Here is a 24,468-nt window from a genome sequence, read left to right on the forward strand (position 1 = left end):
CATGTACGAGACCCTCTTCCAGAAGGCACTGCTACCGCTCCGGGACCGGCTCCGGGGTGGCAGAACCACGAACTACTGGCGGGAGTACGAGGCGCAGCAGTGGTGGTCGCCGCAGGAGCTGGCCGATCTCCAGTGGCAGAAGCTGCAGGTGCTGCTGGACCACTGCCAGCGCCGGGTCCCCTATTACCGCGAGACCTGGGCCGCCGCCGGGGTGGATGTCAACGACTTCACCGGTGTCGGCGATCTGCGCTTCCTGCCCACCGTGGACAAGGCGGCCATCCGCGAGAATCGCCAGGCCTTCATCGCCGAAGGGTGGGAGGACCGGGTGATGACCAAGAACACCGGGGGCTCCACCGGCGAACCGCTGCACTTCGGCTTCACCCGCGAGAGCGATGAGCGGCGGATGGCCGTGATGTTCCGCGGCTACGGCTGGGCCGGCGCCGCCCCGGGGCGGCGCGTAGCCTATCTCTGGGGGGCGCCGGTCGCGGAGCGTACCCGCCTGGCGCAATTGAAGGAGGCGGCCTTCCACCGCTTCTTCCATCGGCGCATGTTCGATACCAATCGACTGGACCCGGAGGTTCTGGAGTCCCTGCGTCGGCAGCTCCTGCGCTACCGGCCGCGGGCCATCGTCGGCTACGTGGCCCCCCTGCAGGCACTCGCCGACTACGCCCTGCGCCAGGGGCGGGAACTGCCGCGAGTGGATGGCGTCCTGGCTGCCGCCGAGCAGCTCTATTCCAGTCAGCGCGAACTCATCGAGGAGGCCTTCCGATCCCCGGTCTTCAATACCTACGGCTGCCGGGAATTCATGCTCATCGCCTCGGAGTGCGAGCACGGGCGCATGCACCTCAACAGCGACCACCTGGTGGTGGAGGCGGTGGACGAGGCCGGCCAGCCGGCCACTGAAGGCGGGGATCTCGCCATCATCGACCTGCACAACTTCGGCTTTCCCTTCGTGCGCTATCGCAATGGCGACCAGGGATTGCCCGGGGCCGCCGGCTGCCCCTGCGGACGCGGCCTCCCGGTACTGGACCGGCTGGACGGGCGCAGCCTGGACATCCTTCGGACCCCGTCCGGGGCCACCATTCCGGGTGAGTACTTCTTCAACGTCATGCGACCGGTGGAGGGGGTGCGCCGCTTCCAGGTGGTCCAGGAGGCGCTGGATCGCCTGGAGGTGCGCTACGTCCTGGGGCCGGAGTTCACCGCGGCCGATCAGGAGCAGATCGAGGCGGAGATCCGCCGGGTACTGAATGATGACGCCATGGAGGTGACCTACCGCGCCATGGACGAACTCCCGACTACCGCCAGCGGCAAGCTCCGGGTGACGCTCTCCCGGCTGGAGGAGACATGAACATCGTCCATGTTGTGGAGAATCTGGAGCGGGGCGGCCTGGAACGCATGGTCGTCGACCTCGCCACGGCGCAGCAGGCGGACGGCCATCGGGTCGCCATCGCGACGCTCTTTCAGCCGGGGCAGCTGGCCCCGGAGGCCGAGGCGGCCGGTGTGGTTGTCCATCCGGCGGGCAAGCGGCCGGGCCCGGATCTGCGCGCCCTGGGCGAACTGCGCCGGTTCTTCCGGTCGTGGCGGCCCGAGGTGATCCACAGCCACAATCCCATGCCCCACCAGTACGCAGTCGCCGCCTCCCCGGGGCGGCGAACCGGGCGCATCAATACCCGTCACGGCCTGGGGCAGGCGGCGGACAGCCGGCGCTCCCGCCGTCTCTTCCGGCTGGCCATGACGCGGACGGACTTCGGCGTCGCGGTGTGCCGCGCGGCGCTGGATCAGTACGTCCGCAATGGCCTGATCCCGCCGCGCAAGGGGCGGGTAATCCACAACGGGATCCGGGTCGACCGCTTCCTGCCGCGGGATTCGCGCCGACGGGATGCCCTGCGTACCGAGCTGGGACTGGAGCCCGGCGGGCCGGTGGTGGGGACGGTGGGCCGGCTCAATCCGGCCAAGGATCAGGGGCGGCTGGTGGCGGCCTTCTCCGGCATCCGCCAGCGCCATCCCGACGCCATCCTGGTGATCATCGGGGGCGGCCCCCTGGAGGCCGAACTCCGCCAGGATATCGCCAGGTCGGGCCTGGAGGCCGCCGTCTTCCTCCTGGGGGACAGCGACCATGTCCCGGAGTTGCTGGCCGGTTTCGACCTCTTTGTCCTGCCCTCCCGGACCGAGGGCTATTCCATCGCCCTGCTGGAGGCGGCGGCGGCCCACCTGCCCGCCGTGGTCACCCGGGTCGGGGGGAACGCCGACATCGTCGCCGACGGCCTGCGGGGGCGGGTGGTGCCACCGGGGGATACGGCCGCCCTCACCACCGTGGTGAGCGAACTCCTCGCCGCGCCGGAACATCGCCTGTTCATGGGGCAGAACGCCGGGAGCTGGGCGCGTGAGCATGCCTCCGTGGAGGCCATGGCCCACAGCTACGAGGCGCTCTACCGGGAGGCGGGGGCGAGATGAACGAGACCGTGATCCTGACCAATCTCTTCCCGACACCCTGGGAGCCGGGCCGCGGGACCTTCAATCTCCAGGCCTTTACCCATCTGGCCGGCCGTCGTCCGCTGCGCGTGATGGTGCCGGTGGAGTGGCCGACCTGGCTCCGGCGTCGACCCGCGCCGCCCCCCCTGCCCGCGGGGCTGGCCGGGCGGGTGGACTGGTTCCCCTACTGGTACCCGCCGCGGGTGGGACGTGCCCTCCACCCGCTCGGTCTCCTGGCCTCCCTCGCGGCCGCCCGGCCGGGCCGCCTGTTGCGCCGGCCCGCCGCGCTGCTGGCGAGCTGGGCCTATCCGGATGCCGTGGCCGGGGCCTGGCTGGCGGCCCTGTGGCGAGTGCCGCTGGTGGTGAAGGTCCACGGCTCCGATCTCAACCTCATGGCCACCGGCGGCCTCCATCGGCCCCAGATCCGCTTCGCCCTGCGGCGGGCCGCCGGGGTACTGGCGGTGAGCGAGGCCCTGGCCGGGGAGGCGCGCAGCCTGGGGGCGGCACCGGACCGCATCCGGGTGATCTACAACGGCGTGGATACTGCCCGATTCCAGCCCGGCGATCGGCGCCAGGCGCGACAGGCCCTGGGGCTGGCTCCCGGTCGGCGAGTCCTGCTCTTCGTGGGCAACCTCAAGGACTCCAAGGGCTGCCAGGATCTCCTGGCGGCCTTCGCCAGGGTGGCGGCCGCTCAGCCCCGGGTCGATCTCCACTACGTGGGGAACGGGCCGGAGTCGGACTCGCTGGCCGACCGGGCCGCGAGCCTGGGAATCGGGGAGCGGGTCCATCTCCACGGGGGCCGGCCTCATACCGAGCTGGGTCAGTGGTTCAACGCCGCCAACTGGACGGCGCTCCCCAGCCATGCCGAGGGCGTTCCCAACTGCCTGCTGGAGTCCATGGCCTGCGGGACGCCGGTGGTTGCCTCCCGGGTCGGCGGGATCCCGGAGGTGGTTCCGGACGAGGCCGGGATCCTGCACCCGCCCCGGCGGGAGGAGGAGCTGGCGGCGGCCCTGGAGGAGGCCATGGGACGGCGCTGGGACCGGCCCCGCATCGCCAGCCACGCGGCCGGCTTCGACTGGGCGACCAATGCCCGCGAGACCGATGCCCTGCTGTCCCGGGCGACCGGAACAGGGGAGGAATTCCAGACATCATGAAGACCCGACTGATCCAGGAACTCAAGCGCCTGATCCGCGCCTGGCTCCTTCGCAGTACCCGCAACCGGCCCGAGGTGTATCTGACCTTCGACGACGGCCCCCATCCGGTGGGGACACCAGCGCTGCTCGACGTGTTGCGCCGCCACGAGGTCCCGGCGACCTTCTTCCTCATCGGGACGGCTGCCGAGCGCTTTCCGGATGCCGTGGATGCCATCGTGGCCGATGAGCACCTCATCGGGAATCACTCCCTGACCCACCGGCACTTCGGGCAATTGGGGAGTCTGGGCCAGTGGCGGCAGATGCGGGCGGCAGAACGGATTCTGCGGCGTCACGACAGGCTTCGGGGACGACCGTTCCGGGCCCCTCAGGGGCGGTTCCGGCCCCTCTTCGGCCTCTGGCTCGCCCTGCGCGGACGGGGGCCGATCCACTGGTCCCTGGATAGCGGCGATGGCGGCTTCACCGACGTCGACGAACTGGTGGAGCACCTCCGGGAGCATCCACCGGGGCCGGGGGATGTGCTGCTCTTCCATGACGATAGTCCCGTCACGCCGCGGGCCCTGGAGCGGCTCCTGCCGGAGTGGAAGGCCGCCGGCCTGACCTTCGCCAGACTGCCGGGCTGGGAGGTCGGGCGATGAGGATCCTCTATCACCACCGCACCCGCGGTCGCAGCGTGGAGGGCGTCCACATCCGCGGCATCGTCGAGGCCCTGCGCGCCATGGGCCACGAGGTGTCCATCCTCTCCTTCCCCGGGGCCGATCCGGAGGCCCCGGAGGAGCGGGCCGATCAGCGCCCCGGCCGGGCCCAGGCGGTGATCCGCTGGGTTACCACGCGCCTGCCGGAGTGGGCCTTCGAGGCGCTGGAGCTGGCCTACAACGCCTATACCTGGCCGCGACTCTCCCGCGCCGCCCGGCGCGACGGCGAATGGGATCTCATCTACGAGCGCTACTCCCTCTTCCTCTTTGCCACCGTGCTCTGGGCGCGGCGGCGGGGGATCCCCGTGGTGCTCGAGATCAACGACTCGGCGCTGCTCGAGCGGGTGCGACCGCTGTCCTGGCGCCGTCTGGCGCGCGCCATCGAGGGCCGCGTGCTGCGGGCGGCCAGCGGGCGAGTCTTCATCTCCCGTAATTTCCGGGAGACCGCCGAGGCCGCCTACGGTGACCTCTCCCCGGCGGTGATCTCCCCCAACGCGGCCGATGCCGCGGTCTTCTTCGACCCGGACCGCTACGATCGCGAGGCCATCCGCGCGGAGTACGGCCTCGAGGGGCGCGTGGTGGCCGGTTACGTCGGTGCCTTCGTCGCCTGGCACGGGATCCAGCCCTTCGTGGAGGCCATCCTGCCCCGGCTCCGGGAGCGGCCCGAGCTGGTGCTGCTGCTGGTGGGGGACGGCGAACGCTACCCGGCCATCGCCGAGGCGGTGGAAGCGGCGGGTCTCGCCGATCAGGTACGGCTCACCGGACGGGTTCCCCATGCCGAGGTCCCGGCACTCATGGCGGCCATGGACTTCGCGGTACTCCCCGACTCCAACACCTACGGCTCCCCCATGAAGGTCTTCGAGTTCATGGCCATGGGGCTGGGGGTGGTGGCGCCGGACTACGGGCCGCTCACGGAGGTCATCGGCGACGGCGAGACCGGCTGGCTCTTCCCCGCGGGAGACATCCCGGCCGGCATGGAGCGGACCCTGGCCGTGGCCGGTGACGAGGCCGAGCAGCGCCGCGTGGGGGCGGCGGCAGCGGACTACATCCGCCGGGAACGGCAGTGGCGGGACAACGCCGCCCAGCTCCTGGCCCTGGTGCCCGGAGCGGGCGAGGAGGGGAGATGATCGGACTGGAGCTACTCTTCTGGCTGGCGGTGGTGGGAGTGGTCTATACCTATGCCCTCTATCCCATCGTCCTCATCGTGGCCGCCACCGGGGGGCAGGTGGCCGGTGATCTGCGCTTCGTGACCGGCAAGGGGGAGCGTCGGACACCGGCGCTTCCGGCGGAGCCGCCGCCGGTGGCCGTGATCATCGCGGCCTTCAACGAGGCCGGCTCCATCGGGCCCCGGCTCTACAACCTCCTGGCCCAGGCGTATCCCGGGGAACTCCGCATCCTCGTCGGGTCGGATGCCTCCGATGACGCCACGGTGGCCGAGGCCCGGGCCGTGGCCGACCCCCGCATCGAGGTCATCGACTTCCGCGAGCGGCGGGGCAAGGCGGCGGTGCTCAATGATCTCGTCTCCCGGGTGGGGGAGGGGATCCTGATCCTGACCGATGCCAACACCCGCTTCGAGCCCCGGACCCTGGAGCAGCTGGTGCGCCACTTTGCCGACCCGGCCGTGGGCGTGGTCTGCGGGGAACTCCATCTCGAGGGGAATGACGGCAGCAATCAGGACGGCGTCTACTGGCGCTACGAGCAGGTCCTGAAGTTCTACGAGAGCCGTATCGGGGGCCTTCTCGGGGCCAATGGCGCCGTCTACGCCCTGCACCATGACGCCTTCCGCGCCCTGCCGGCGGGGACCATCGTGGATGATTTCCATACCGCCATGGTCGCGGCGGAGGAGGGGTGGGGAGTGGTCTACGACCCCGAGGCGCGGGCGGTGGAGGAGACGCCGGAGGCGCTGGCCGATGAGTTCCGCCGCCGGATCCGCATCGGGGTGGGGAACTGGCAGTCCTTCGCCCGCTTCGTCGGCATGCTCCATCCGCGCCACGGGGCGCGGGCCTTCACCTTCCTCTCCCACAAGGTGCTGCGCTGGCTGGTACCCCACCTGGCCCTGGTGGCGCTGGCGACCAGCATCGCCCTGGCCGTGAGCGGGGAGGGGCTCTACATCGGGATCCTGGTGCTCCAGATCCTCGGCTATGGCTGGGCGGTGGGTGGCTGGTTGTGGCTCGCCGCCGGCCGCCGCCTGCCGGGACTCGCCCGGGCACCCATCTCCCTGGCGGCCATGAACGTGGCGCTCTTCCTGGGATTCCTGCGCTGGCTGGTCGGGGGCAGTGGCGGGGCGTGGAACCGGACCCGGCGCAATTCGGAGGCGACATGATGGCGATCCTCATCGGCCTGCTCCTGGCGGCCCTCCTGCTGGCAGCCGGGGGTGTGGTGCTACTGGTGCGACGACGCAACATGCACCAGTGGCTGCCGGCCTATCTCCGCCGGCGGCGCCCGCGCCACCGCGAGCCGGGGCCGGTGCACGTCCTCTTCTGCTTCGTGGATCACTTCGAGCCGCGCTGGGGCGGGGCGGATATCGAGACCGAGCGGGCCCGGGTGGCGCGCTGGTGCCGCGACTATCCCCGCCTGGCGGAAGGGCACCGCGATGCCGACGGTCGACCGCCCCAGCACACCTTCTTCTATCCCGAGGAGGAGTATCGCCGGGAGCACCTGGAGGCGCTGGTGGGGCTCTGCGCCGCCGGCTACGGGGAGATCGAGGTCCACCTTCACCACGATGACGACACGGCCGAGAACCTGCGCCGGACCCTCAACGGCTTCGTGGAGACCCTGGATTCCGAGCACGGGGCGCTGCCGCGGGATCCGGCAACGGGCCACCCGGTCTACGCCTTCATCCACGGCAACTGGTGCCTGGACAACAGCCGGGCGGACGGCCGCTGGTGCGGCGTCAACAACGAGATCGACATCCTGCGGGAGACCGGCTGCTACGCCGATTTCACCCTGCCCTCGGCCCCCTCGGATACGCAGACGGCGCAGATCAACAGCCTCTACTACGCTACCGACGACCCCGATCGACCCAAGTCCCACGACCGCGGCGAACCGGTCCGCGTGGGCGGGCGGGCCAGCGGCGACCTGATGATCATCCAGGGTCCGCTGGGTCTCGCCTGGCACGACCGCAAGTGGGGCCTCATGCCGCGCATCGAGAATGCCGACCTGCGCCGCGCCTTCCCGCCCACCCCGGCGCGGGTGGACCAGTGGGTGCGCGAGGGCGTCCACGTGGAGGGGCGTCCGGAGTGGGTGGTGGTGAAGGTCCATACCCACGGCACCCAGGAGGGGGACATGGATACCCTGCTGGGGGAGCCGGTGGACCGGATGTTCGAGCACCTGGAGCGGGCCTACAACGATGGCGAGCGCTACCGCCTCCACTACGTCACCGCCCGGGAGTGCTACAACATCATCAAGGCCGCCGAGGCCGGGGAGAGCGGCGACCCCGGCGCGTTCCGCGACTACCGCCTCCCGCCGCCGCCCATGCGGGCCGGGAATGATGGAACGGAGGTGCGGGGCCATGTCGCCTCCTGACAGTGCCGGCCGGACGGCAACGATGGCCGCCGAGGTGACCCTCCCCTGGCGCTGGCTGGACCCCTGGCGGGAGGCCGGGGAGGTGGAGACGGCCTGGCGGAGCCTGGAGGCGCGCTTTCACCCCCCCTGGTTCCTGCGCTGGGCCTGGGTGGAGAACTGGCTGGCCTGCCTGCCGCCGGGGCTCGACCTGCGGCTGGCCGTGGCCGGTTCGGTAACGGAGCCCGAGGCCGCCTTCTTCATCGGCCGCCGCCGACGCTGGCGCCACGGCCTCTTCCCGGTGCGGGAATGCCATCTCAATGCCACCGGCTACCCGACCTACGATAACCTCTGGATCGAGTACAACGCCGTTCCCGGGCGCTCACTGGCCTGGTCCGAACTCCTGGCGGCCCTTCCCGCGGGCTGGGATGAATTCCACCTGCCCGGGCTGGACACGGCCGCCTTACCCGGCCATGCCCTGGCGACAGTGCCACCGGGCCTGATCGGGATCTCGCGCAAGGCGATTCCCTCTCCCCGGGTGGATCTGGAGGCGGTGCGGCGGCGCCAGGCCGAGGGAGGCGACTACCTCGATCTCCTCGGGCGGAATACCCGCAGCCAGATCCGGCGCTCCTGGCGGCTGGCCGAGGAGACCTGGGGCCCGCTCCGGCTGGAGGAGGCCGCCGATCCCGGGGAGGGCGCGGTCTTCCTGGACCGGTTGGCGGCCATCCACCAGGAGAGCTGGCAGGAGCGAGGGGAGGCCGGGGTCTTCGGGGAGGAGTGGTTCCTCGATTTCCACCGGCGGCTGGTGGCGCGACACTTCGATGACGGTATCCAGCTCCTGGCGCTGCGAGCCGGCGACCAGGAGCTGGGCTACCTCTACAACCTCGTTGCCAACGGCCGGGTGCTCTTCTACCAGTGCGGGATCCCGCGCCTGGAAGACAACCGCATCAAGCCGGGCCTCATGGCGCATGCCGCGGCCATCCGTCACAACGCGGCCCGGGGCGAGGCTCTCTACGACTTCCTCGGCGGCGATACCCGGTACAAGCAGAGCCTGGCCACCGGGGCCGCCTCCTCCTCGAACGACTCGGCCGACCTTGCCTGGTTCATCCTCCAGCGGCCCCGGCTCTCCCTGCGTGCGGAGGCGCTGGCCCGCTCCCTCAAGCGCCGCCTCTTCCCCTCCCGCTAGGGCGTCGCGGCCTCGCTCTCCCGTATCGAGTCCGGAACTGGTTCACACGGACAGTGGGGCGTGGCTCACGCTCGGACTGCCAAGCCGGTCCCGATTTGAGTAATTGGTTCTGCCAGGGAGTGCGGATCGTGAAACCTGTCGCAAACCGTGAGCCCCGACTGCGTTTTTATTACGCCCGACGCCATTGGAACGTCCATGAACGCAGAATACGGGGAATCAGACATGCGACAGAACAACCGGGGCTATGTACGCGGGACCACGGCGCTGGCGCTTCTCGCCGCGCTGGGGGTGTCCGGCTGCCAGGTCGAGGTAGCGGTCGACGGCGAGACGCTGGAGGGCGAGACCGTCGACGGGGATGGGACCGTAACCGTGACCGGAACGGAGGATACCACGACCTCGGATGGTACCGAGTCCGGTACCTCCGGGGATGACACCACGACCTCCGATTCCGGTGGTACGGATTCCAGTACTTCGGATTCCACGAGTTCGGATTCCACGACTTCGGACTCGACCACCGACGACTCCACGGCCTCCACCGACGACAGCACCAGCACCGCCGACGGCTCCACCACCGACGATAGCACCAGCAGCTCGACCGATGACGCCACCACGGCGGATGCGGTGGCGGTGACCTTCCACGGTCAGCCCGGGATCGGGGCCGCAGAGGATCGCTGGGTGGCCTTCGCCGTTCCCTTCCCGCAGGGTGCCCGTCAGGAAACCGCCGATCTCGCCCTTCAGGTGGGCGGGGCCGAGACCCCGGTGATGGCCGAGGTCGTCGCCAACTGGCCGGATGGCAGTGTGCGCTCCGTGCGCCTGTGGACGCAGGTGGCTATCGGGGCGGGGGAGACCGTCAGTGGTGAACTCGTGACGGGTGCCACTGATCCGGCTCGCCTGGACTCCGTCGGCGTCTCCGTGGCCGATACCTGGATCCCGATCAGCGAGTCCGGGGTCGACGAGTCGGAATATACCACCGCCGAGGTCATGGAGCCGGCGGTCTATACCACCCTGCCGGCGGAGTGGCTGGCCGGCATGACCCTGCGCACCGAGACGGTGCCGGTGGACGCGTGGAGCGACTCCGGCTGGTTCGACGAGGCGCTGCTGGGCTATTCGCGCACCATGGTCAACGACGTTTCCGACGCCGTGAGCGAGGAGGACCTGGTCAACTATGAGCCCGACACCTGGGGGGACACCGGTTCGGTGGACACCAGCTCCTGGCTCTTCGACCGCGCCTCCACCCTGTGGGGCGTCTACTTCCGGACCGGGGATGTGAAATGGCTGCGCCATGCCCACCGGGCCAGCCAGTACTACGCCCTGAACGTCGAGCGGGACAACGACACCAGCCCGTCGGATTCGGATAATCGCAACTTCCGGGGCCAGTTCCGGTTCAAGGACATCAACTACGTCGATCACAAGTACAGTTATGGTATGCCCATGCTGATGGACCGGCTGGTCCTGGGCGCGGCGGTTGATGGCCCCGCCGCCGGGGAAGACGGGGTGCGGGCGGTCTCCGACCTCGTTACCAATGGCTACTGGGAGGGCACCTACGGTAGTGACGGTGCCTACAATCCCGACCTCGGGGCCAACCACCTCTGGACGGAGCGCCACCAGGCCTATGCCTTTGCCGCTCATCTCACGGCCTGGGAGTACACCGGCGACGCCGCCTACCGCGACAAGCTGGACGACTACGTGGCGCAGATGGTCGACCACGTCGCCAATCCGCCCGGGGGCTACGCCGCCGACGGCTGTCTGGTCCACGACTTCAAGCACCACGAGTGGAACAAGTACAACGACACGCCGACCCCGGTCTGCTCTCCGTGGATGACGGCGCTGCTGGCGGAGCCGCTGTGGCGCTACCACCGCCTCACCGGCGATGACCGGGCGCTGGGCCTGCTGGCCGATTTCGCGGAATCGGTGGCGCAGGACGGGACCTACATCGCCCAGGACGAGAGCAGCAACGTCGGCACCAGTTCCACCCTGTGGGACGCCCGGCTGCCGCAATATCTCTACTCCAGCAGCTATAACGGGGTGTCCGAGGGGGTCAGCGACCCCTGGCAGGACTGGGAGCACGCCTGCGATGTGGCGGGTCTGGTGGAGCGCGGGGTCACCGCCGGGGAGATGCTCGACCGCGACATGGCGGCCGAGCAGACCGTGGCCGATGACCTTATGGCCACCTGCGAGACCAACCTGGACAAGTGGTACCGTCCCGGTGATGACTCCTACGTCTCCCAGTACGGTCCGGAATGGCGTCTGACGCCGGCGCGCAAGTACAACTGGTGGTTCGGTACCACCCTGGACCTGCCGCGGCTGCGCTAGGACTGCCGGACTCGGCCAATAGCCGTGAGGAGAAAGAAAGGGCCCCCGCCTTCCAGGTCGGGGGCCCTTTTCTGGTTGGTCTCATGGCCCTGGTGGGGTGGCCCGCCGGTTCAGTGCTGGAGATCGTGGAGCCAGGGCAGATCGAGCGTCGTCCCGAACCACCAGTTGTACTTGCGGGTGGGGGTCAGGCGCCACTCGGGGCCATTCTGTGCGAGATAGCTATCGTTGCCCGGGCGACGCCAGTTGTCGAGATTGGTTCGGCAACTCGCCATCATCTCGTCGGCAACCACCCTTTCACGGCTCATGTCGCGCTCCAGGAGCCGGCCGGCGACTACGCCCCGATAGAGCAGGCCGGAGACATCACAGGTATGTTCCCAGTCGCCCCAGGGGTCGCTGACCCCTTCATCCACTCCATTGTACTCGCTGGAGTAAAGGTACTGCGGCAGCCGCGCATCCCACAGGCCCGAGCTGGTGCCGACGTCGCTGCTCTCGTCCTGGGCGATGTAGGTGCCGTGCTCGGCTACCGACTCGGAGAAGTCGGCGAGGAGGCCCAGGGCGCGCCGGTCCTGGGTGAGTCGATAGTAGCGCCACAGCGGCTCCGCCAGCAGCGCCGTCATCCACGGAGAGCAGACCGGGGTCGGCGTGTCGTTGTACTTGTTCCACTCATGGTGCTTGAAGTCGTGGACCAGACAGCCATCGGCGGCGTAGCCCCCGGGCGGATTGGCGACGTGGTCGACCATCTGCGCCACGTAGTCGTCCAGCTTGTCGCGGTAGGCGGCGTCGCCGGTGTACTCCCAGGCGGTGAGGTGGGCCGAGAAGGCATAGGCCTGGTGGCGCTCCGTCCAGAGATGGTTGGATGCAAGGCCCGGGTTGTAGGCCGCCGAGTCGCCGTAGGTACCTTCCCAGTACCCGTCCGTGATGAGGTCCGAGACGGCCCGCACCGCATCCTCGGCCCGGGAGGGTCCGGCCTCGGGGGCACCGGCCACCAGCCGGTCCAGCAGCATGGGCAGGCCGTAGCTGTACTTGTGATCCGGGTAATCGACATCCTTGAACCGGAACTGGCCGCGGAAGTTGCGATCACTGGAATCGCTGGGGTTGGTATCGTTGTCCCGCTCGATGTTCAGGGCGTAGTACTGGCTGGCCCGATGGGCATGGCGCAGCCACTTCACGTCGCCGGTCCGGAAGTAGACCCCCCACAGGGTGGAGGCGCGGTCGAAGAGCCAGGAGCTGGTGTCCACCGAACCGGTGTCGGCCCAGGTATCCGGCTCGTAGTTGACCAGGTCCCCCTCGCTCACGGCGTCGGAGACGTCGTTGACCATGGTGCGGGAATAGCCCAGCAGCGCCTCGTCGAACCACTCCGATTCACTCCACTGGTCCACGGGGACGGTCCGGGTGCGCAGGGTCGTTTTGGAGAGCCAGGCCGCCGGGAGGGTGGCGTAGACCGCCGGCTCCATGATCTCGGCGGTGGTGTATTCCGCCTCGTCCACGCCGGATTCCGTGATGGGGATCCAGGTCGAGGCGGCCTCGATACCGGTGCCCAGCTCCTTGTCCCGCGGCCCACCCCAGCGCAACTCCAGGGTCAGCGATTCACGGCTGGAGAAGCGCGCATTCAGGGAGACGCGAACCGACCGGATACTGCTCGGCTCACCGGTGTCCGGGTCCCACCAATGGCCAATGGCCCTGGTACGGATGGGGATCTCGCCCTGATTGTCGTGCAGGGAGACCGAATCCGCATCGGTTAGCCAGCCCTGCGGGAAGGGGACGGCGAAGACGACGCCCGTGCCGGTATCCGTTGAGACGGCCTGCTGGGGATGGAGAGTGACCACCACCCGGCCCTCGTAGCCGTCGGTGTCGTAACGAAAGGCATCGCTGTCGGGGTCCAGCTCGCTGTCGTTCAGCGGGGTGCCCCCATCGGAGCTGGTGGTATCCGTGGTCGCCCGGAGTTCCTCGTTACAGCCGGGGAGGGTGAAGGCCAGCATGGCGGCCAGCGCCAGGAGCGTGGGGGAAGGGGGGTACCGCATGGTTGTCCTCCGTGGAGTTCCGGGTCGGCGAGGGCCGTCCCTGGCCTCTCGGGAATGGGACTATAGCCCCTGGGGGAGGGGCTGTAGACCGCTTCCGACCCGCTGCGGTACCAGTTGCGGGAGGGTCGAACGGATCTGCCGGATTGTGGCCGGTTATCAACCAGCCGCGGCAGGATTGTTCAGTACTTGAACCGGTTCACCAGGTCCTGGAGCTCGCTGGCCAGGCGCGCCAGTTCGTCGCCACTGGTGGAGGTCTGGTTGGCGCCCTCGGCGGTCTGCTCCGAGATCTCGTTGATCTGGACGATATTCCGGTTGATCTCGTCGGCGACGGTGCTCTGCTCCTCGGCGGCCGAGGCGATCTGGGTGTTCATGTCCGAGATCTGGCTCACCGAGTGGGTGATGTTGGTCAGCGCCTCTCCGGCACTGCCGGCCTTTTCCACCGTGTTGGCGGCACGGGTCCGGCTGGTCTCCATGGCCTCCACCGCCTCCCGGGCGGCCTGCTGCAGCCGCTCGATCATGCCCTGGATCTCCTGGGTGGACTCCTGGGTCCGGCTGGCCAGGGTGCGGACCTCGTCGGCCACGACGGCGAAGCCGCGGCCGGCCTCGCCGGCCCGGGCCGCCTCGATGGCGGCGTTGAGGGCGAGCAGGTTGGTCTGATCGGCAACGTCGCGGATGACGTCCAGCACGGAACCGATGCTCTCGGAGTCCTTGCCCAGCCGATTGATGGTCTCCGAGGCCTGGTTGACGTCCTCGGCGAGCTGCTTGATGGCGTCCACGCTCTCGTTGACCACCTGGGAGCCGTTGTTGGCGCTGGAGTCGGCCTCGCGCGCCGCCTCGGCGGCGTTCTCGGCGTTGCGGGCCACCTCCTGCACCGTGGAGGTCATCTCGTTCATGGCGGTGACCACCTGCTCGGTCTCGCCGCGCTGGCGCTGGATGGCGTCGTTGGTCTCGGAGGTGATGGTGGACATCTCCTCCGAGGCCGCCGCCAGCTGGTTGGTGGAGCCGGCCACCTGGCTCACCGTCTGCTGGACCCGCTCGGCGAAGCGGTTGAAGGCCTCGCCGAGTTCGGCGATCTCGTCGGAGCCGCTGGTATCCAGGCGGCGGGTGAGGTCGCCATCGCCCTCGGCGATGTCGTGCATGGCCGCGACCGCGCCCTTGATGGGCCGGGTGATGCTCAGCCCCATGAACCAGGCGAAGGCCAGCCCCGCGGCCAGGGCGAGGACGCCGACGCCGATGATGGAGTTACGGGCCACGGCGTAGGCATTCACGTAGTAGCTGCGGTCCCGGGAGACCTCCAGCACGCCGATGGGCTTGCCGGAATAATCGGTGACCGGGGCGGCGTAGAAGGCCGCGGGGTCACCGCCGAGCTCCCCCTGGCGGAAGGCGTCGCCGTCGCGCGCTTCCCCAAGGGCGGCCTCTTCCATGAGCCTGGGCGCCTGCCAGGTGCTGGCGAAGGGCTCCAGCCGACCGTCGCGCAGGGTGTGGAGGGCGATATGGACATTGGCCTCGGCGCCCTGGAGTGCCCGGACCTCCTCGAAGAAGGGCTTGCCGAAGGACATGCCCAGCTCCACGGAGCCCACCTGCTCACCGTCGTGTTGGACCGGGACCACGCCGCGGATCCCCAGGCCGGCCACGCCGCGCTCCAGTCCGCTCACGGCCTCGCCTTCCTCGTTTACCTCCACCACGGTATGGCGGAAGCCGGAGAGGTCATCGCCGTATTTCTCCGGCCGGTGCAGGCGCAGGAAGGAGGTGGCCGGGGCGGTGTGGAACTGGAACTGCCGCACGGCGTACTCCTCCTCCAGGAAGGAGTACATGGGCAGGAGCCACTCGCGCAGCGTCTGCCGGTCGCGCTCGGCAAACCGCTCGGTGACGGGTTCGAAGTGGGCGAGGGAGTCGGCCACGGCCGACCCGACCTTCGCCTCTGCCTGAATGCGTCCGGTGACCTTGTCGTGCAGGGCCCGGAGTTCCCGCTTCTCCGCCTCTTCGATGATGCCGCCGATCTGATTCAGAACCAGCGGCATGAGGATGGCGAGGGTGACCAGCAGCGTGGCGGCCACGCCCAGGATCAAGCGGGGGCCGATGCGAAGACGTTGCAGCATGGGGACTCCATGTTCCTTGAGTGCTTACGATCGAGAGTACCGGTCGTACGGGGACCGGGAAAAGAAGAGCGCGGAAGTCTATTACCAGGCGCTAATGTCGACAACCCTGGTGGGGATTTCGTGCTGGCCAGCCTTTTCCAGAGTGTGATCCACGTCACAGAATGAGGGGTTGCGAATCTCGTCGCTGCCAGACCCCTCGGGTTCCGGCCGGGCTATCGGGCTCGGGCCAGGAGCACCAGCAGCGCGCCCGTACCGCCGGCGCTGGCCGGGGCCGAGGCAAAGGCCAGGACCTCCGGTCGCTGCCGCAGCCAGGCATCCACCAGCCCCTTGAGGACGGAGCCGTCGGTGCCCCCCTTGCCGTGTATGACCCGGATGCAGCACTGCTGCCGCTGGCGCGCCCCGGTGAGGAATCGGTCCAGCTCCGTGCGGGCGGCCTCGCGGGTCAGGCCGTGGAGATCGAGTTCCGCCGTGATGGTCAGCTGGCCGTTGGCCAGTCGCCGCATGACCTTGTGCTGGATGCCGCCCCGGCGGAAGGAGAGGACCTCGCCGCCATCCCGGGGGAGGGCAGGACCATCCGTCAGGGGAGGATCCTGCGCCTCACCGGCATCCGCGCTCGCCCGGTCGCCGGTCCTGCTGAAGCGTGGCCGGGGTGCCGGTGGTGGTGGGGCGTCCGGGCCCGGCTCCGATTCCAGGGGCGTGACGTCCGCTACTGCCTCGCGGAAGAGGCGTCGCTCCTCCTCGGTTACCGGGTCGGATCCCCGGGGGCGGGTTGGGCGGCGTCGGGACATGGCAGGTCGATTCCGGACCGGATTATCCACAGGCTAGCATGTCATCCGGCGGTCACGGCAGGGCGGCTTACCCGGGCCGGGCCGTCTGTGCCAGAATACCTGCTGTAGTGGGCGCGAGGAGGGGCGCATGGAGATCCTGCTGAGTAATGATGACGGGGTGCGTGCACCCGGACTCCGGGCGCTGGCCGAGGCGCTGGGTGGCCTGGGGCGGGTCACCGTGGTGGCCCCGGATCGCAATCGCAGCGGCGCCTCCAACTCCCTGACCCTGGAGCAGCCCATTCGTGCGCAGACCGAGGCCGACGGCTTCGTCTGCGTCGAGGGGACCCCCACCGATTGTGTCCATCTCGCCATCACCGGACTGCTGGAAACCGAGCCGGACATGGTGGTCTCGGGGATCAATGCCGGTTCCAACCTGGGGGACGACGTCCTCTACTCCGGCACCGTGGCGGCGGCCATGGAGGGGCGCTTCCTGGGGCTGCCCGCCATGGCCATCTCCCTGGCCGGGACCGAGCTGGTCCATTACGACACCGCTGCCCGGGTGGCTACCCGGCTGGTGCAGCGGCTTACCGAGGATCCGTTGCCGACGGACACCCTGCTCAACGTGAACGTGCCCGACCGGCCCTTTGATGAGCTGGCGGGTTACCGCGTGGCGCGGCTGGGTCATCGCCACAAGGCGGAGCCGGTGATCCGTTCCGCCGACCCGCGCGGTCGCCCCATCTACTGGGTAGGGCCGCCGGGGGACGAGGAGGATGCCGGCCCGGGGACCGACTTCGATGCCATCCGCCAGGGCTACGTCTCCCTGACCCCCATCCAGGTGGACCTGACGCGCCACGAGGCGCTGGACGGCCTGACGCGCTGGACGGAGGGGCTGGGGTGACCGACCTGCGCCGCCACGGCATCGGCATGACCTCCCAGCGGACCCGCGACCGGCTGGCCGAACGCCTGGCGGAGAAGGGGATCCGGGATACGGCGGTGCTGGAGGCCATCCGCTCGACCCCGCGCCATCTCTTCATGGACGAGGCGCTGGCCACCCGCGCCTACGAGGATACGGCGCTGCCCATCGGCCACGGCCAGACCATCTCCCAGCCCTGGGTGGTGGCGCGGATGACCGAGGCATTGCGCGAGATCCAGCCCATGGATCGGGTCCTGGAGGTGGGGACCGGGTCCGGTTATCAGGCGGCGATCCTCGGCGGCGTGGTGGACGAGGTCTATACGGTGGAACGCATATCCGAGCTGGTCCGCCTGGCGCGAGAGCGTCTGCGTGAACTGCGCGTGAACAATGTCCATCTGCGCCAGGGCGACGGGGCGGAGGGCTGGGTGGACCAGGCCCCCTTCGACGGCATACTGCTCACCGCAGCCCCGGAAGAAGTACCGTCGGAGCTGCTGGAGCAGGTCCGTGAAGGGGGGCGGATCGTCGCCCCGGTCGGGCGCGAGGGGGGCGTGCAGGAGCTCGTCGCCCTGGATCGGACCTCGGAGGGCTTCGAGCGGACCGTCCTGGACTACGTGGCCTTCGTCCCGCTCATCCGGGGACGCGGATGAGGCTCTTCGGGCCCCTCTATGATCGGGTCATGGCCTGGTCCCGCCATCCGCGGGCGCCCTGGCTGCTGGGCGGTCTCTCCTTCGCCGAATCCTCCTTCTTCCCCGTGCCCCCCGACGTCATGCTGGCTCCCATGGCCATGGCCCGCCCTTCCCGGGCTGCGGTCCTGGCCCTTATCACCACCCTGGCCTCGGTGGTGGGCGGGATCCTGGGGTGGATCATTGGCGCCTTCGCCCTGGAGGCGGTCCAACCCCTGCTGGTGGAACACGGCTACCAGGCGGCCTTCCAGCGGGCCACCGACTGGTTCGCCGACTGGGGCTTCTGGGCGATCCTCATCGCCGGTTTCTCGCCCATCCCCTACAAGGTCTTCACCATCGCCGCCGGCGCCCTCGCCATGAGCCTCCCCGGCTTCATCCTCGCCTCGTTCCTCGGGCGCGGTGCCCGTTTCTTCCTGGTTGCCGGCCTCATGGCCCGGGGCGGTCCGCGCATGGAGGCGGCCCTGCGGCGCTGGGTGGACTGGCTGGGCTGGGGCGGAGTGGTCGTCCTGGCCGGGGCCTGGCTGCTCCTGCGGGGATGAAGCCATGACCGGCCGGTTCCTCACCCTTCGCTCCGCTTTGCTCCTGTTGTTTGCCCTCCTGCTTGTCGGGTGCGGTCCGGGCTTCATCGGTGATCGTACCCAGCAGCTCAACTGGCATCCGCGCTACCACACGGTAACCGAGGGGGATACGCTCTACTCCATCGCCTGGAGGTACGGTTACAACTACAAGACCGTCGCCCAGTGGAACGATATCGGTCCCCCCTACACCATCGAGCTGGGGGAGCGTATCCGCGTGGCCCCGCCGGCGGAATTCGGGGCGCGCGAGGCGCAGGCCCGGGCGCGGGGGGACTCCGGGGGCGGAACGGGCGGCAGCGCCTCGGCCGCTGCCGGCGGGGCCGCTTCCGGTTCCGCGTCTTCCTCCGGGTCGTCACCGGCGCGCACCCCGGCGGGGCCGCCACCCGAGTTCGCCTGGCCTGCCAGGGGGGAGGTGGTCCGCGAATTCCGTGGTGATGGCAATGGCAAGAAGGGTATTGCCATCGCCGGCGAGGCAGGGGACCCGGTCCGTTCTGCAGCCAATGGCCGCGTGGTCTATGCGGGTAGTGGACTCATCGGTTACGGCCGCCTTATTATCGTCAAGCACGATCGGGACTACCTGAGTGCCTATGCCCACAACAGCCGCCTCCTGGCGGCCGAGGGCGACCGGGTGGAGAAGGGAGAAAAAATCGCGGAGATGGGGGATACCGGCGCCGACCGGGTCATGCTTCACTTCGAGATCCGCGAGGGCGGCAGCCCCGTCGATCCGCGAGGCCATCTCCCGGCGCAGTAACCGGTACGGGGGAAGAATGGAGAACGAGAATCCCGAGAGCGAGTCGGACGAGATCGCCAAGACGGAGTGGGGGACGGAAGCCGATCAGGATATCGCAGAAAACTCGGCGGAACCATCGGCTGCAACGGAGGGAGCGGTAGACGAGAAGGAGGGAAACTGGGAGGCGGGATCCATCCCCGACAGCCAGCTCGATGCGACCCGTCTCTACCTTTCCGAGATCGGCTTCTCGCCGCTGCTGACCGCCGAGGAGGAGGTGACCCTGGCCCGGGCCCTGCAGCAGGGGGACGAGGCGGCGCGCAAGCGCATGATCGAGTCCAATCTGCGGCTGGTGGTCAAGATTGCCCGGCGTTACCTCAACCGCGGTCTGCCCCTGCTCGACCTCATCGAGGAGGGCAATATCGGCCTCATCCGGGCGGTGGAGAAGTTCGACCCCGAGCGCGGGTTCCGCTTCTCCACCTACGCCACCTGGTGGATCCGGCAGACCATCGAGCGCGCCATCATGAACCAGACGCGCACCATCCGGCTGCCCATCCACGTCATCAAGGAGATCAACATCTATCTCCGGGCGGCCCGGCATCTCTCCCAGACCCTGGATCACGACCCCAGTACCGAGGAGATCGCCGCCGAACTCGACCGGCCGGTGGAGGAGGTCAAGCGCATGCTCGGCCTCAACGAGCGTACCGCCTCGGTGGACGAGCCGGTGGGCCGGGATGGCGAGCGCTCCCTGCTGGACTCCATCCCCGACGAGGCCGTCATCGACCCGGCCCAGATGCTCCAGGACGAGGATGTCCGGGAGCACCTGGAGGAGTGGCTCTCCGGCCTCACCGAGAAGCAGCGGGCGGTGGTGGAGCAGCGCTTCGGCCTCCACGGCACGGAGCCGGCCACGCTGGAAGAGGTGGGCAACCGGATCGGCGTTACCCGGGAGCGGGTCCGCCAGATCCAGATCGAGGCCCTGCGCCGGCTGCGCCGGGTCCTGGAGGGGCAGGGCTACAACGCCGACGCCCTGTTCAAGTAGCGCCCGAGGTGGCCAGGATGGCCGCCGCCACCGGCCGGCCCTCGGCGGCGATGACGTTGAAGGTCCGGCAGGCGCCGGGGGTGTCCAGGCACTCCAGGCCGATCCCGGCCTCGTTCACCGGCGCCGTCACCTGCGGATGCGGGAAGCGGATCCGGTCTCCGGTCCCCAGCAGCAGGACCTCCACGTTGAGTTCGGCCAGGGCCTCGAAGTGGCTGCGCTCCAGCTCCTCGAAGGTCTGCGGTGGCCAGCCCCGGTCCAGATGGCCCGGGGTGGCGACCAGGAAACTGCCCGGGATGACGTCCAGCCGCTCGTTGCGGAAGCCGTTCTCCTCCTCGATCACGGGATTCTCCGCCCGCTCGCCGGGGGGCAGGGCGATGGTCACCCCCTCCGGTCCGTAGGCGCGGATGGTGTACCAGCCGTGGTTGTCGAGACTCAGTTGCATGGTCGACTCCAGTTCGATGGCGGGGCCTTTTCTTCGTCAGAGACCCACGAGCGGCTAACTGCCACCGGAATTCCCAAAGCGCAAATTGACAGCCCGGGGAGGCGTGGTTACGTTAGCGGTTTACCGCGGCGCCGTTGCGCGACGCCCACCGAAGACGCGGACCCGTAGACCTTGAACGAAGAATTCCCCCGAATCAAACGCCTCCCCCCCTACGTCTTCAACATCGTCAATGACCTCAAGGCGAAGGCCCGCGCCCGGGGCGAGGATATCGTCGACTTCGGCATGGGCAATCCCGACCAGCCCACGCCGCGCCACATCGTGGACAAGCTGGTGGAGGCGGCCCAGCGGAACAACACCCACCGCTACTCCGTCTCCCGCGGGATCCCGCGCCTGCGCCGGGCCATCAGCCAGTGGTACGCCGACCGCTACGACGTGGCCATCGATCCCGAGAACGAGGCCATCGTCACCATCGGCTCCAAGGAGGGGCTGGCGCACCTGGCGCTCTCTGTCCTGGAGCAGGGGGATACGGTCCTGGTTCCCAATCCGGCCTATCCCATCCACCCCTACGGCGTGGTCATCGCCGGGGCGGATATCCGTCACGTCCCGCTGGTGCCGGACGTGGACTTCTTCGCCGAGCTGGAGCGCGCCATCAAGGAGGCGTGGCCGCGGCCGAAGATGCTCATCCTGAACTTCCCGGGAAATCCCACCACCCAGTGCGTCGACCTCGACTTCTTCGAGCACGTGGTGGCCATGGCGCGGGAGTACGGGATCTGGGTGGTCCACGACATCGCCTACGCCGAGATCACCTTCGACGGCTACGAGGCCCCCTCCATCCTCCAGGTGCCCGGCGCCAAGGAGGTGGCGGTGGAGTTCTACAGCCTCTCCAAGACCTACAACATGCCCGGCTGGCGCGTGGGCTTCATGTGCGGCAACGACAAGCTGGTCGCCGCCCTGGCGCGGATGAAGTCCTACCTCGACTACGGCACCTTCACCCCCATCCAGGTGGCCGCCATCCATGCCCTGGAGGGGCCGCAGGAATGCAAGGAGGAGATCCGCGCCATGTACGAGCGCCGGCGCGACCACCTGGTATCGGGCCTGCGTGGCGCCGGCTGGGAGGTGGAATCGCCGCGGGCGACCATGTTCGTCTGGGCGCCGATCCCCGAGGCCTATCGCCACCTGGGCTCCCTGGAGTTCTCCAAGAAGCTCCTGCAGGACGCCAAGGTGGCCGTCTCGCCGGGTATTGGTTTCGGCGAATACGGCGACGACCACGTGCGCTTCAGCCTCATCGAGAACGAACACCGCACCCGCCAGGCGGTGCGCGGTATCCGCGACATGTTCCGCCGGGACGGCGTCGCCCAGAGCTGACGCCGCCGGCCAGGAAAGGAGGAAAACCTTGGAACCGGTAAAGATCGGCCTTCTGGGCCTGGGGACCGTGGGCTGCGGCACCGCGACGGTCCTGGAGCGCAACGCCAGTGAGATCGGCCGGCGCGCCGGCCGCGGCATCCAGATCGCGGCGGCCAGTGCCCGGGATATCGAGCGGCCCCGGGCCTGCGACACCAGTGGCATGCGGCTCACCACCGAACCCACCGAGGTGGTGGACGACCCCGAGGTCCAGGTGGTCGTGGAGCTCATGGGCGGCGAGGGTCTGGCCCGGGAGATGGTCCTGCGCGCCATCGAGGCCGGCAAGCACGTGGTCACTGCCAACAAGGCGATGATCGCCAAGCACGGCAACGAGATCTTCGCCGCTGCCCAGGCCCGGGGCGTCATGGTCGCCTTCGAGGCAGCGGTGGCCGGCGGCATCCCCATCATCAAGGCCATCCGCGAGGGGCTGGCCGGCAACCGCATCGAGTGGCTGGCCGGGATCATCAACGGCACCGGCAACTTCATCCTCACCGAGATGCGCGACAAGGGTCGCGACTTCGCCGACGTCCTCGGCGAGGCGCAGCGGCTGGGCTATGCGGAGGCCGACCCGACCTTCGACGTCGAGGGGATCGATGCCGCCCACAAGCTCACCATCCTGGCGGCCATCTCCTTCGGGATCCCGCTGCGCTTCGATGACGTCCACTGCGAGGGCATCGGTCACATCGCCCGGGAGGATGTCGCCTACGCCGACGAGCTGGGCTATCGCATCAAGAACATCGGCTTCGCCCGCCAGAACGAGGACGGCGTGGAGCTGCGGGTCCACCCGACCCTGATCCCGGAAAAGCGCCTCATCGCCAACGTCGACGGTGTCATGAATGCCGTGCTGGTGCGCGGCGATGCCGTGGGGCCGACCCTCTACTACGGACCGGGTGCCGGCGCGGAGCCCACCGCCTCCGCCGTGGTGGCGGACCTGGTGGACGTGGTCCGGGCGCTGACCAGCGATCCGGAGAACCGGGTGCCCCACCTGGCCTTCCAGCCCGACGCCATCGTCGAGCGGCCCATCCTGCCCATCGACGCCGTGGAGACGGCCTACTACCTGCGCCTGCAGGCGGTGGACCGGCCCGGCGTCCTGGCCGAGATCACCCGGATCCTGGGCGAGGAGGGGATCAGTATCGAGGCCATGATGCAGAAGGAGCCGCCGGGCAGCGCGCCCGATTCGGCCACCGTGATCATGTTGACCCAGCGGGTGGTGGAGCGCTCCATGAACCGCGCCATCGAGCGCATCGAGGCGCTGGACACCGTCGCTGGCAACGTTACCCGCATCCGCATGGAGACGCTGGGCTAGGCCCGGCGCGACGAGGAAAACCACATGCCGTTTCGTCCCCGCTACACCGGCCTCATCGACAAGTACCGCGACCGCCTGCCGGTCCACGATGACACCCGCGTCATCGGTCTGGGCGAGGGCAACACGCCCCTCATCCGGCTGAACAACATCCCCGCCGAGCTGGGCCGGGACGTGGACATCTACGTGAAGTACGAGGGGCTGAATCCCACCGGCTCGTTCAAGGATCGCGGCATGACCATGGCCGTGACCCAGGCGGTGAACGAGGGATCGAAGGCGATCATCTGTGCCTCCACCGGCAACACCTCGGCCTCCGCCGCCGCCTACGCCGCCCGGGCCGGGATCACCCCCTTCGTGATCATCCCCGACGGCAAGATCGCCATGGGCAAGATGGCCCAGGCGATGATCGAGGGGGCCGTGGTCATCCAGATCCAGGGCAACTTCGACGAGGGCATGCGACTGGTGAAGGAGGTCGCCAACGAGGCGCCGGTGACCATCGTCAACTCCATCAACCCCTACCGCCTCCAGGGGCAGAAGACCGCCGCCTTCGAGATCGTCGAGGAGCTGGAGCGCGCCCCGGACTACCACTGCCTGCCCGTGGGCAACGCCGGCAACATCACGGCCCACTGGATCGGCTACAGCGAGATGGCGGCCTCGTCGCCCAAGGATGCCACCGACGCCTGCAGTTTCTGCCAGGGCCACTGCAAGTTCGCCGGCGGGGCCTCGGTGGGTAATCGGCCGAAGATGGTGGGCTACCAGGCGGCCGGCAGCGCCCCCTTCCTGCGCGGAGCCTACGTGGACGACCCGGACACCGTGGCCACCGCCATCCGCATCGGCCATCCCCAGTCCTGGGACATGGCCTGGACGGTGAGCCAGGAGTCCGGCGGCTGGTTCGACGAGTGCGCCGACGCGGAGATCCTGGATGCCCAGAGCCTGCTGGCCCGGCGCGAGGGGATCTTCTGCGAGCCCGCCTCCGCCGCCTCCCTGGCCGGGGCCCTGCGCGATATCCAGAACGGCCGGATCGAGGACGGCTCCACCATCGTCTGCACCCTTACGGGCCACGGCCTCAAGGATCCCGATACCGCCATCCAGCAGGCCGAGGAACGCGGTGGCCGCATGCATCGCGTCCCGGCCGAACTGGGGGCGGTGAAAGAGGCCATCCTCGGCAACCTGGACTGAG

The 24,468-nt window shown here is 69.1% G+C and carries 21 protein-coding genes; 17 read left to right on the forward strand and 4 right to left on the reverse strand.

Annotation, left to right across the window (positions count from 1 at the left end):
* Position 1 precedes the first annotated feature (1 nt).
* From BM272_RS01600 to BM272_RS01640, 9 genes are all read left to right on the forward strand, one after another.
* Entirely contained in the window at positions 2-1,348 is a 1,347-nt protein-coding gene (locus BM272_RS01600; protein ID WP_093426999.1) for a phenylacetate--CoA ligase family protein, read from the forward strand.
* A complete protein-coding gene (locus BM272_RS01605) occupies positions 1,345-2,454 on the forward strand; it encodes a glycosyltransferase (protein WP_093427000.1) in 1,110 nt (369 codons plus the stop codon). The genes BM272_RS01600 and BM272_RS01605 overlap by 4 nt, the downstream gene beginning before the upstream one ends.
* Positions 2,451-3,626, forward strand: a complete 1,176-nt coding sequence (locus BM272_RS01610; RefSeq protein ID WP_093427001.1) for a glycosyltransferase — start codon at positions 2,451-2,453, stop codon at positions 3,624-3,626. The genes BM272_RS01605 and BM272_RS01610 overlap by 4 nt, the downstream gene beginning before the upstream one ends.
* Complete coding sequence (locus BM272_RS01615) at positions 3,623-4,261, forward strand: polysaccharide deacetylase family protein (RefSeq protein ID WP_093427002.1); 639 nt, start codon at positions 3,623-3,625, stop codon at positions 4,259-4,261. The genes BM272_RS01610 and BM272_RS01615 overlap by 4 nt, the downstream gene beginning before the upstream one ends.
* Positions 4,258-5,445 (forward strand): glycosyltransferase, encoded by a 1,188-nt coding sequence (locus BM272_RS01620; RefSeq protein ID WP_093427003.1) that lies wholly within the window; start codon positions 4,258-4,260, stop codon positions 5,443-5,445. Before BM272_RS01615 ends, BM272_RS01620 begins: the two co-directional genes overlap by 4 nt.
* Positions 5,442-6,641, forward strand: a complete 1,200-nt coding sequence (locus BM272_RS01625) for a glycosyltransferase family 2 protein (RefSeq protein ID WP_093427004.1) — start codon at positions 5,442-5,444, stop codon at positions 6,639-6,641. Before BM272_RS01620 ends, BM272_RS01625 begins: the two co-directional genes overlap by 4 nt.
* On the forward strand, positions 6,638-7,843 hold the full coding sequence (locus tag BM272_RS01630; RefSeq protein ID WP_093427005.1) for a hypothetical protein: 1,206 nt from the start codon (positions 6,638-6,640) through the stop codon (positions 7,841-7,843). The genes BM272_RS01625 and BM272_RS01630 overlap by 4 nt, the downstream gene beginning before the upstream one ends.
* 22 nt (positions 7,844-7,865) lie before the next feature.
* Entirely contained in the window at positions 7,866-9,005 is a 1,140-nt protein-coding gene (locus tag BM272_RS01635; RefSeq protein ID WP_093427006.1) for a GNAT family N-acetyltransferase, read from the forward strand.
* 222 nt (positions 9,006-9,227) lie between these two features.
* The gene (locus BM272_RS01640; RefSeq protein ID WP_093427007.1) at positions 9,228-11,318 is read left to right on the forward strand and encodes an RIFT barrel domain-containing protein; all 2,091 of its coding nucleotides are present in this window, start codon (positions 9,228-9,230) and stop codon (positions 11,316-11,318) included.
* Positions 11,319-11,428: 110 nt separating this feature from the next.
* On the opposite strand, the gene BM272_RS01645 is transcribed toward BM272_RS01640, so the two are convergent.
* From BM272_RS01645 to BM272_RS01655, 3 genes are all read right to left on the reverse strand, one after another.
* Positions 11,429-13,339 carry a hypothetical protein gene (locus tag BM272_RS01645; protein ID WP_093427008.1) on the reverse strand — a complete coding sequence of 637 codons (1,911 nt, stop codon included), beginning with the start codon at positions 13,337-13,339 and terminating at the stop codon, positions 11,429-11,431.
* Positions 13,340-13,518: 179 nt separating this feature from the next.
* Positions 13,519-15,438 carry a methyl-accepting chemotaxis protein gene (locus BM272_RS01650; protein WP_093427009.1) on the reverse strand — a complete coding sequence of 640 codons (1,920 nt, stop codon included), beginning with the start codon at positions 15,436-15,438 and terminating at the stop codon, positions 13,519-13,521.
* A gap of 212 nt (positions 15,439-15,650) precedes the next feature.
* Positions 15,651-16,226, reverse strand: coding sequence for a Smr/MutS family protein (locus BM272_RS01655; protein WP_093427010.1), 576 nt, complete (start codon positions 16,224-16,226; stop codon positions 15,651-15,653).
* 127 nt (positions 16,227-16,353) lie between these two features.
* On the opposite strand from BM272_RS01655, the gene surE reads away from it, so the two are divergent.
* The 5 genes from surE to rpoS are packed head-to-tail and all read left to right on the forward strand — an operon-like array spanning position 16,354 to position 20,142.
* Positions 16,354-17,103: a 5'/3'-nucleotidase SurE gene (gene surE, locus BM272_RS01660; RefSeq protein ID WP_093427011.1), complete on the forward strand. Its 750-nt coding sequence runs from the start codon at positions 16,354-16,356 to the stop codon at positions 17,101-17,103.
* Between the two features lie 26 nt (positions 17,104-17,129).
* The gene (locus BM272_RS01665) at positions 17,130-17,765 is read left to right on the forward strand and encodes a protein-L-isoaspartate(D-aspartate) O-methyltransferase (protein ID WP_093427432.1); all 636 of its coding nucleotides are present in this window, start codon (positions 17,130-17,132) and stop codon (positions 17,763-17,765) included.
* Positions 17,762-18,340 carry a YqaA family protein gene (locus tag BM272_RS01670; RefSeq protein ID WP_093427012.1) on the forward strand — a complete coding sequence of 193 codons (579 nt, stop codon included), beginning with the start codon at positions 17,762-17,764 and terminating at the stop codon, positions 18,338-18,340. The genes BM272_RS01665 and BM272_RS01670 overlap by 4 nt, the downstream gene beginning before the upstream one ends.
* A gap of 4 nt (positions 18,341-18,344) precedes the next feature.
* Positions 18,345-19,127, forward strand: coding sequence for a peptidoglycan DD-metalloendopeptidase family protein (locus BM272_RS01675; protein WP_093427013.1), 783 nt, complete (start codon positions 18,345-18,347; stop codon positions 19,125-19,127).
* A 16-nt stretch (positions 19,128-19,143) separates the two neighbouring features.
* On the forward strand, positions 19,144-20,142 hold the full coding sequence (gene rpoS, locus BM272_RS01680; protein ID WP_093427014.1) for an RNA polymerase sigma factor RpoS: 999 nt from the start codon (positions 19,144-19,146) through the stop codon (positions 20,140-20,142).
* On the opposite strand, the gene BM272_RS01685 is transcribed toward rpoS, so the two are convergent.
* A complete protein-coding gene (locus BM272_RS01685) occupies positions 20,135-20,584 on the reverse strand; it encodes an Mth938-like domain-containing protein (RefSeq protein WP_093427015.1) in 450 nt (149 codons plus the stop codon). The two genes, rpoS and BM272_RS01685, sit on opposite strands and share 8 nt — an antisense overlap.
* A gap of 171 nt (positions 20,585-20,755) precedes the next feature.
* Between BM272_RS01685 and alaC the strand changes: the two genes are divergently transcribed.
* From alaC to thrC, 3 genes are read left to right on the forward strand one after another with little or no spacing between them, the layout of a single operon-like run.
* Positions 20,756-21,949 (forward strand): alanine transaminase, encoded by a 1,194-nt coding sequence (alaC, locus tag BM272_RS01690; protein WP_093427016.1) that lies wholly within the window; start codon positions 20,756-20,758, stop codon positions 21,947-21,949.
* 28 nt (positions 21,950-21,977) lie between these two features.
* Positions 21,978-23,291 carry a homoserine dehydrogenase gene (locus BM272_RS01695; protein ID WP_093427017.1) on the forward strand — a complete coding sequence of 438 codons (1,314 nt, stop codon included), beginning with the start codon at positions 21,978-21,980 and terminating at the stop codon, positions 23,289-23,291.
* 24 nt (positions 23,292-23,315) lie between these two features.
* Complete coding sequence (thrC, locus tag BM272_RS01700) at positions 23,316-24,467, forward strand: threonine synthase (RefSeq protein WP_093427018.1); 1,152 nt, start codon at positions 23,316-23,318, stop codon at positions 24,465-24,467.
* Position 24,468 lies beyond the last annotated feature (1 nt).

The sequence above is a fragment of the Thiohalospira halophila DSM 15071 genome, assembly GCF_900112605.1.
Taxonomy (GTDB): domain Bacteria; phylum Pseudomonadota; class Gammaproteobacteria; order Thiohalospirales; family Thiohalospiraceae; genus Thiohalospira; species Thiohalospira halophila.

What these genes read in the sequence shown, in the direction of transcription:
- BM272_RS01600 (WP_093426999.1), top strand. Translation starts at nt 2, where the DNA reads ATGTACGAGACCCTCTTCCAGAAGGCACTGCTACCGCTCCGGGACCGG.
- BM272_RS01605 (WP_093427000.1), top strand. Translation starts at nt 1,345, where the DNA reads ATGAACATCGTCCATGTTGTGGAGAATCTGGAGCGGGGCGGCCTGGAA.
- BM272_RS01610 (WP_093427001.1), top strand. Translation starts at nt 2,451, where the DNA reads ATGAACGAGACCGTGATCCTGACCAATCTCTTCCCGACACCCTGGGAG.
- BM272_RS01615 (WP_093427002.1), top strand. Translation starts at nt 3,623, where the DNA reads ATGAAGACCCGACTGATCCAGGAACTCAAGCGCCTGATCCGCGCCTGG.
- BM272_RS01620 (WP_093427003.1), top strand. Translation starts at nt 4,258, where the DNA reads ATGAGGATCCTCTATCACCACCGCACCCGCGGTCGCAGCGTGGAGGGC.
- BM272_RS01625 (WP_093427004.1), top strand. Translation starts at nt 5,442, where the DNA reads ATGATCGGACTGGAGCTACTCTTCTGGCTGGCGGTGGTGGGAGTGGTC.
- BM272_RS01630 (WP_093427005.1), top strand. Translation starts at nt 6,638, where the DNA reads ATGATGGCGATCCTCATCGGCCTGCTCCTGGCGGCCCTCCTGCTGGCA.
- BM272_RS01635 (WP_093427006.1), top strand. Translation starts at nt 7,866, where the DNA reads ATGGCCGCCGAGGTGACCCTCCCCTGGCGCTGGCTGGACCCCTGGCGG.
- BM272_RS01640 (WP_093427007.1), top strand. Translation starts at nt 9,228, where the DNA reads ATGCGACAGAACAACCGGGGCTATGTACGCGGGACCACGGCGCTGGCG.
- BM272_RS01645 (WP_093427008.1), bottom strand. Translation starts at nt 13,339, where the DNA reads ATGCGGTACCCCCCTTCCCCCACGCTCCTGGCGCTGGCCGCCATGCTG.
- BM272_RS01650 (WP_093427009.1), bottom strand. Translation starts at nt 15,438, where the DNA reads ATGCTGCAACGTCTTCGCATCGGCCCCCGCTTGATCCTGGGCGTGGCC.
- BM272_RS01655 (WP_093427010.1), bottom strand. Translation starts at nt 16,226, where the DNA reads ATGTCCCGACGCCGCCCAACCCGCCCCCGGGGATCCGACCCGGTAACC.
- surE (WP_093427011.1), top strand. Translation starts at nt 16,354, where the DNA reads ATGGAGATCCTGCTGAGTAATGATGACGGGGTGCGTGCACCCGGACTC.
- BM272_RS01665 (WP_093427432.1), top strand. Translation starts at nt 17,130, where the DNA reads ATGACCTCCCAGCGGACCCGCGACCGGCTGGCCGAACGCCTGGCGGAG.
- BM272_RS01670 (WP_093427012.1), top strand. Translation starts at nt 17,762, where the DNA reads ATGAGGCTCTTCGGGCCCCTCTATGATCGGGTCATGGCCTGGTCCCGC.
- BM272_RS01675 (WP_093427013.1), top strand. Translation starts at nt 18,345, where the DNA reads ATGACCGGCCGGTTCCTCACCCTTCGCTCCGCTTTGCTCCTGTTGTTT.
- rpoS (WP_093427014.1), top strand. Translation starts at nt 19,144, where the DNA reads ATGGAGAACGAGAATCCCGAGAGCGAGTCGGACGAGATCGCCAAGACG.
- BM272_RS01685 (WP_093427015.1), bottom strand. Translation starts at nt 20,584, where the DNA reads ATGCAACTGAGTCTCGACAACCACGGCTGGTACACCATCCGCGCCTAC.
- thrC (WP_093427018.1), top strand. Translation starts at nt 23,316, where the DNA reads ATGCCGTTTCGTCCCCGCTACACCGGCCTCATCGACAAGTACCGCGAC.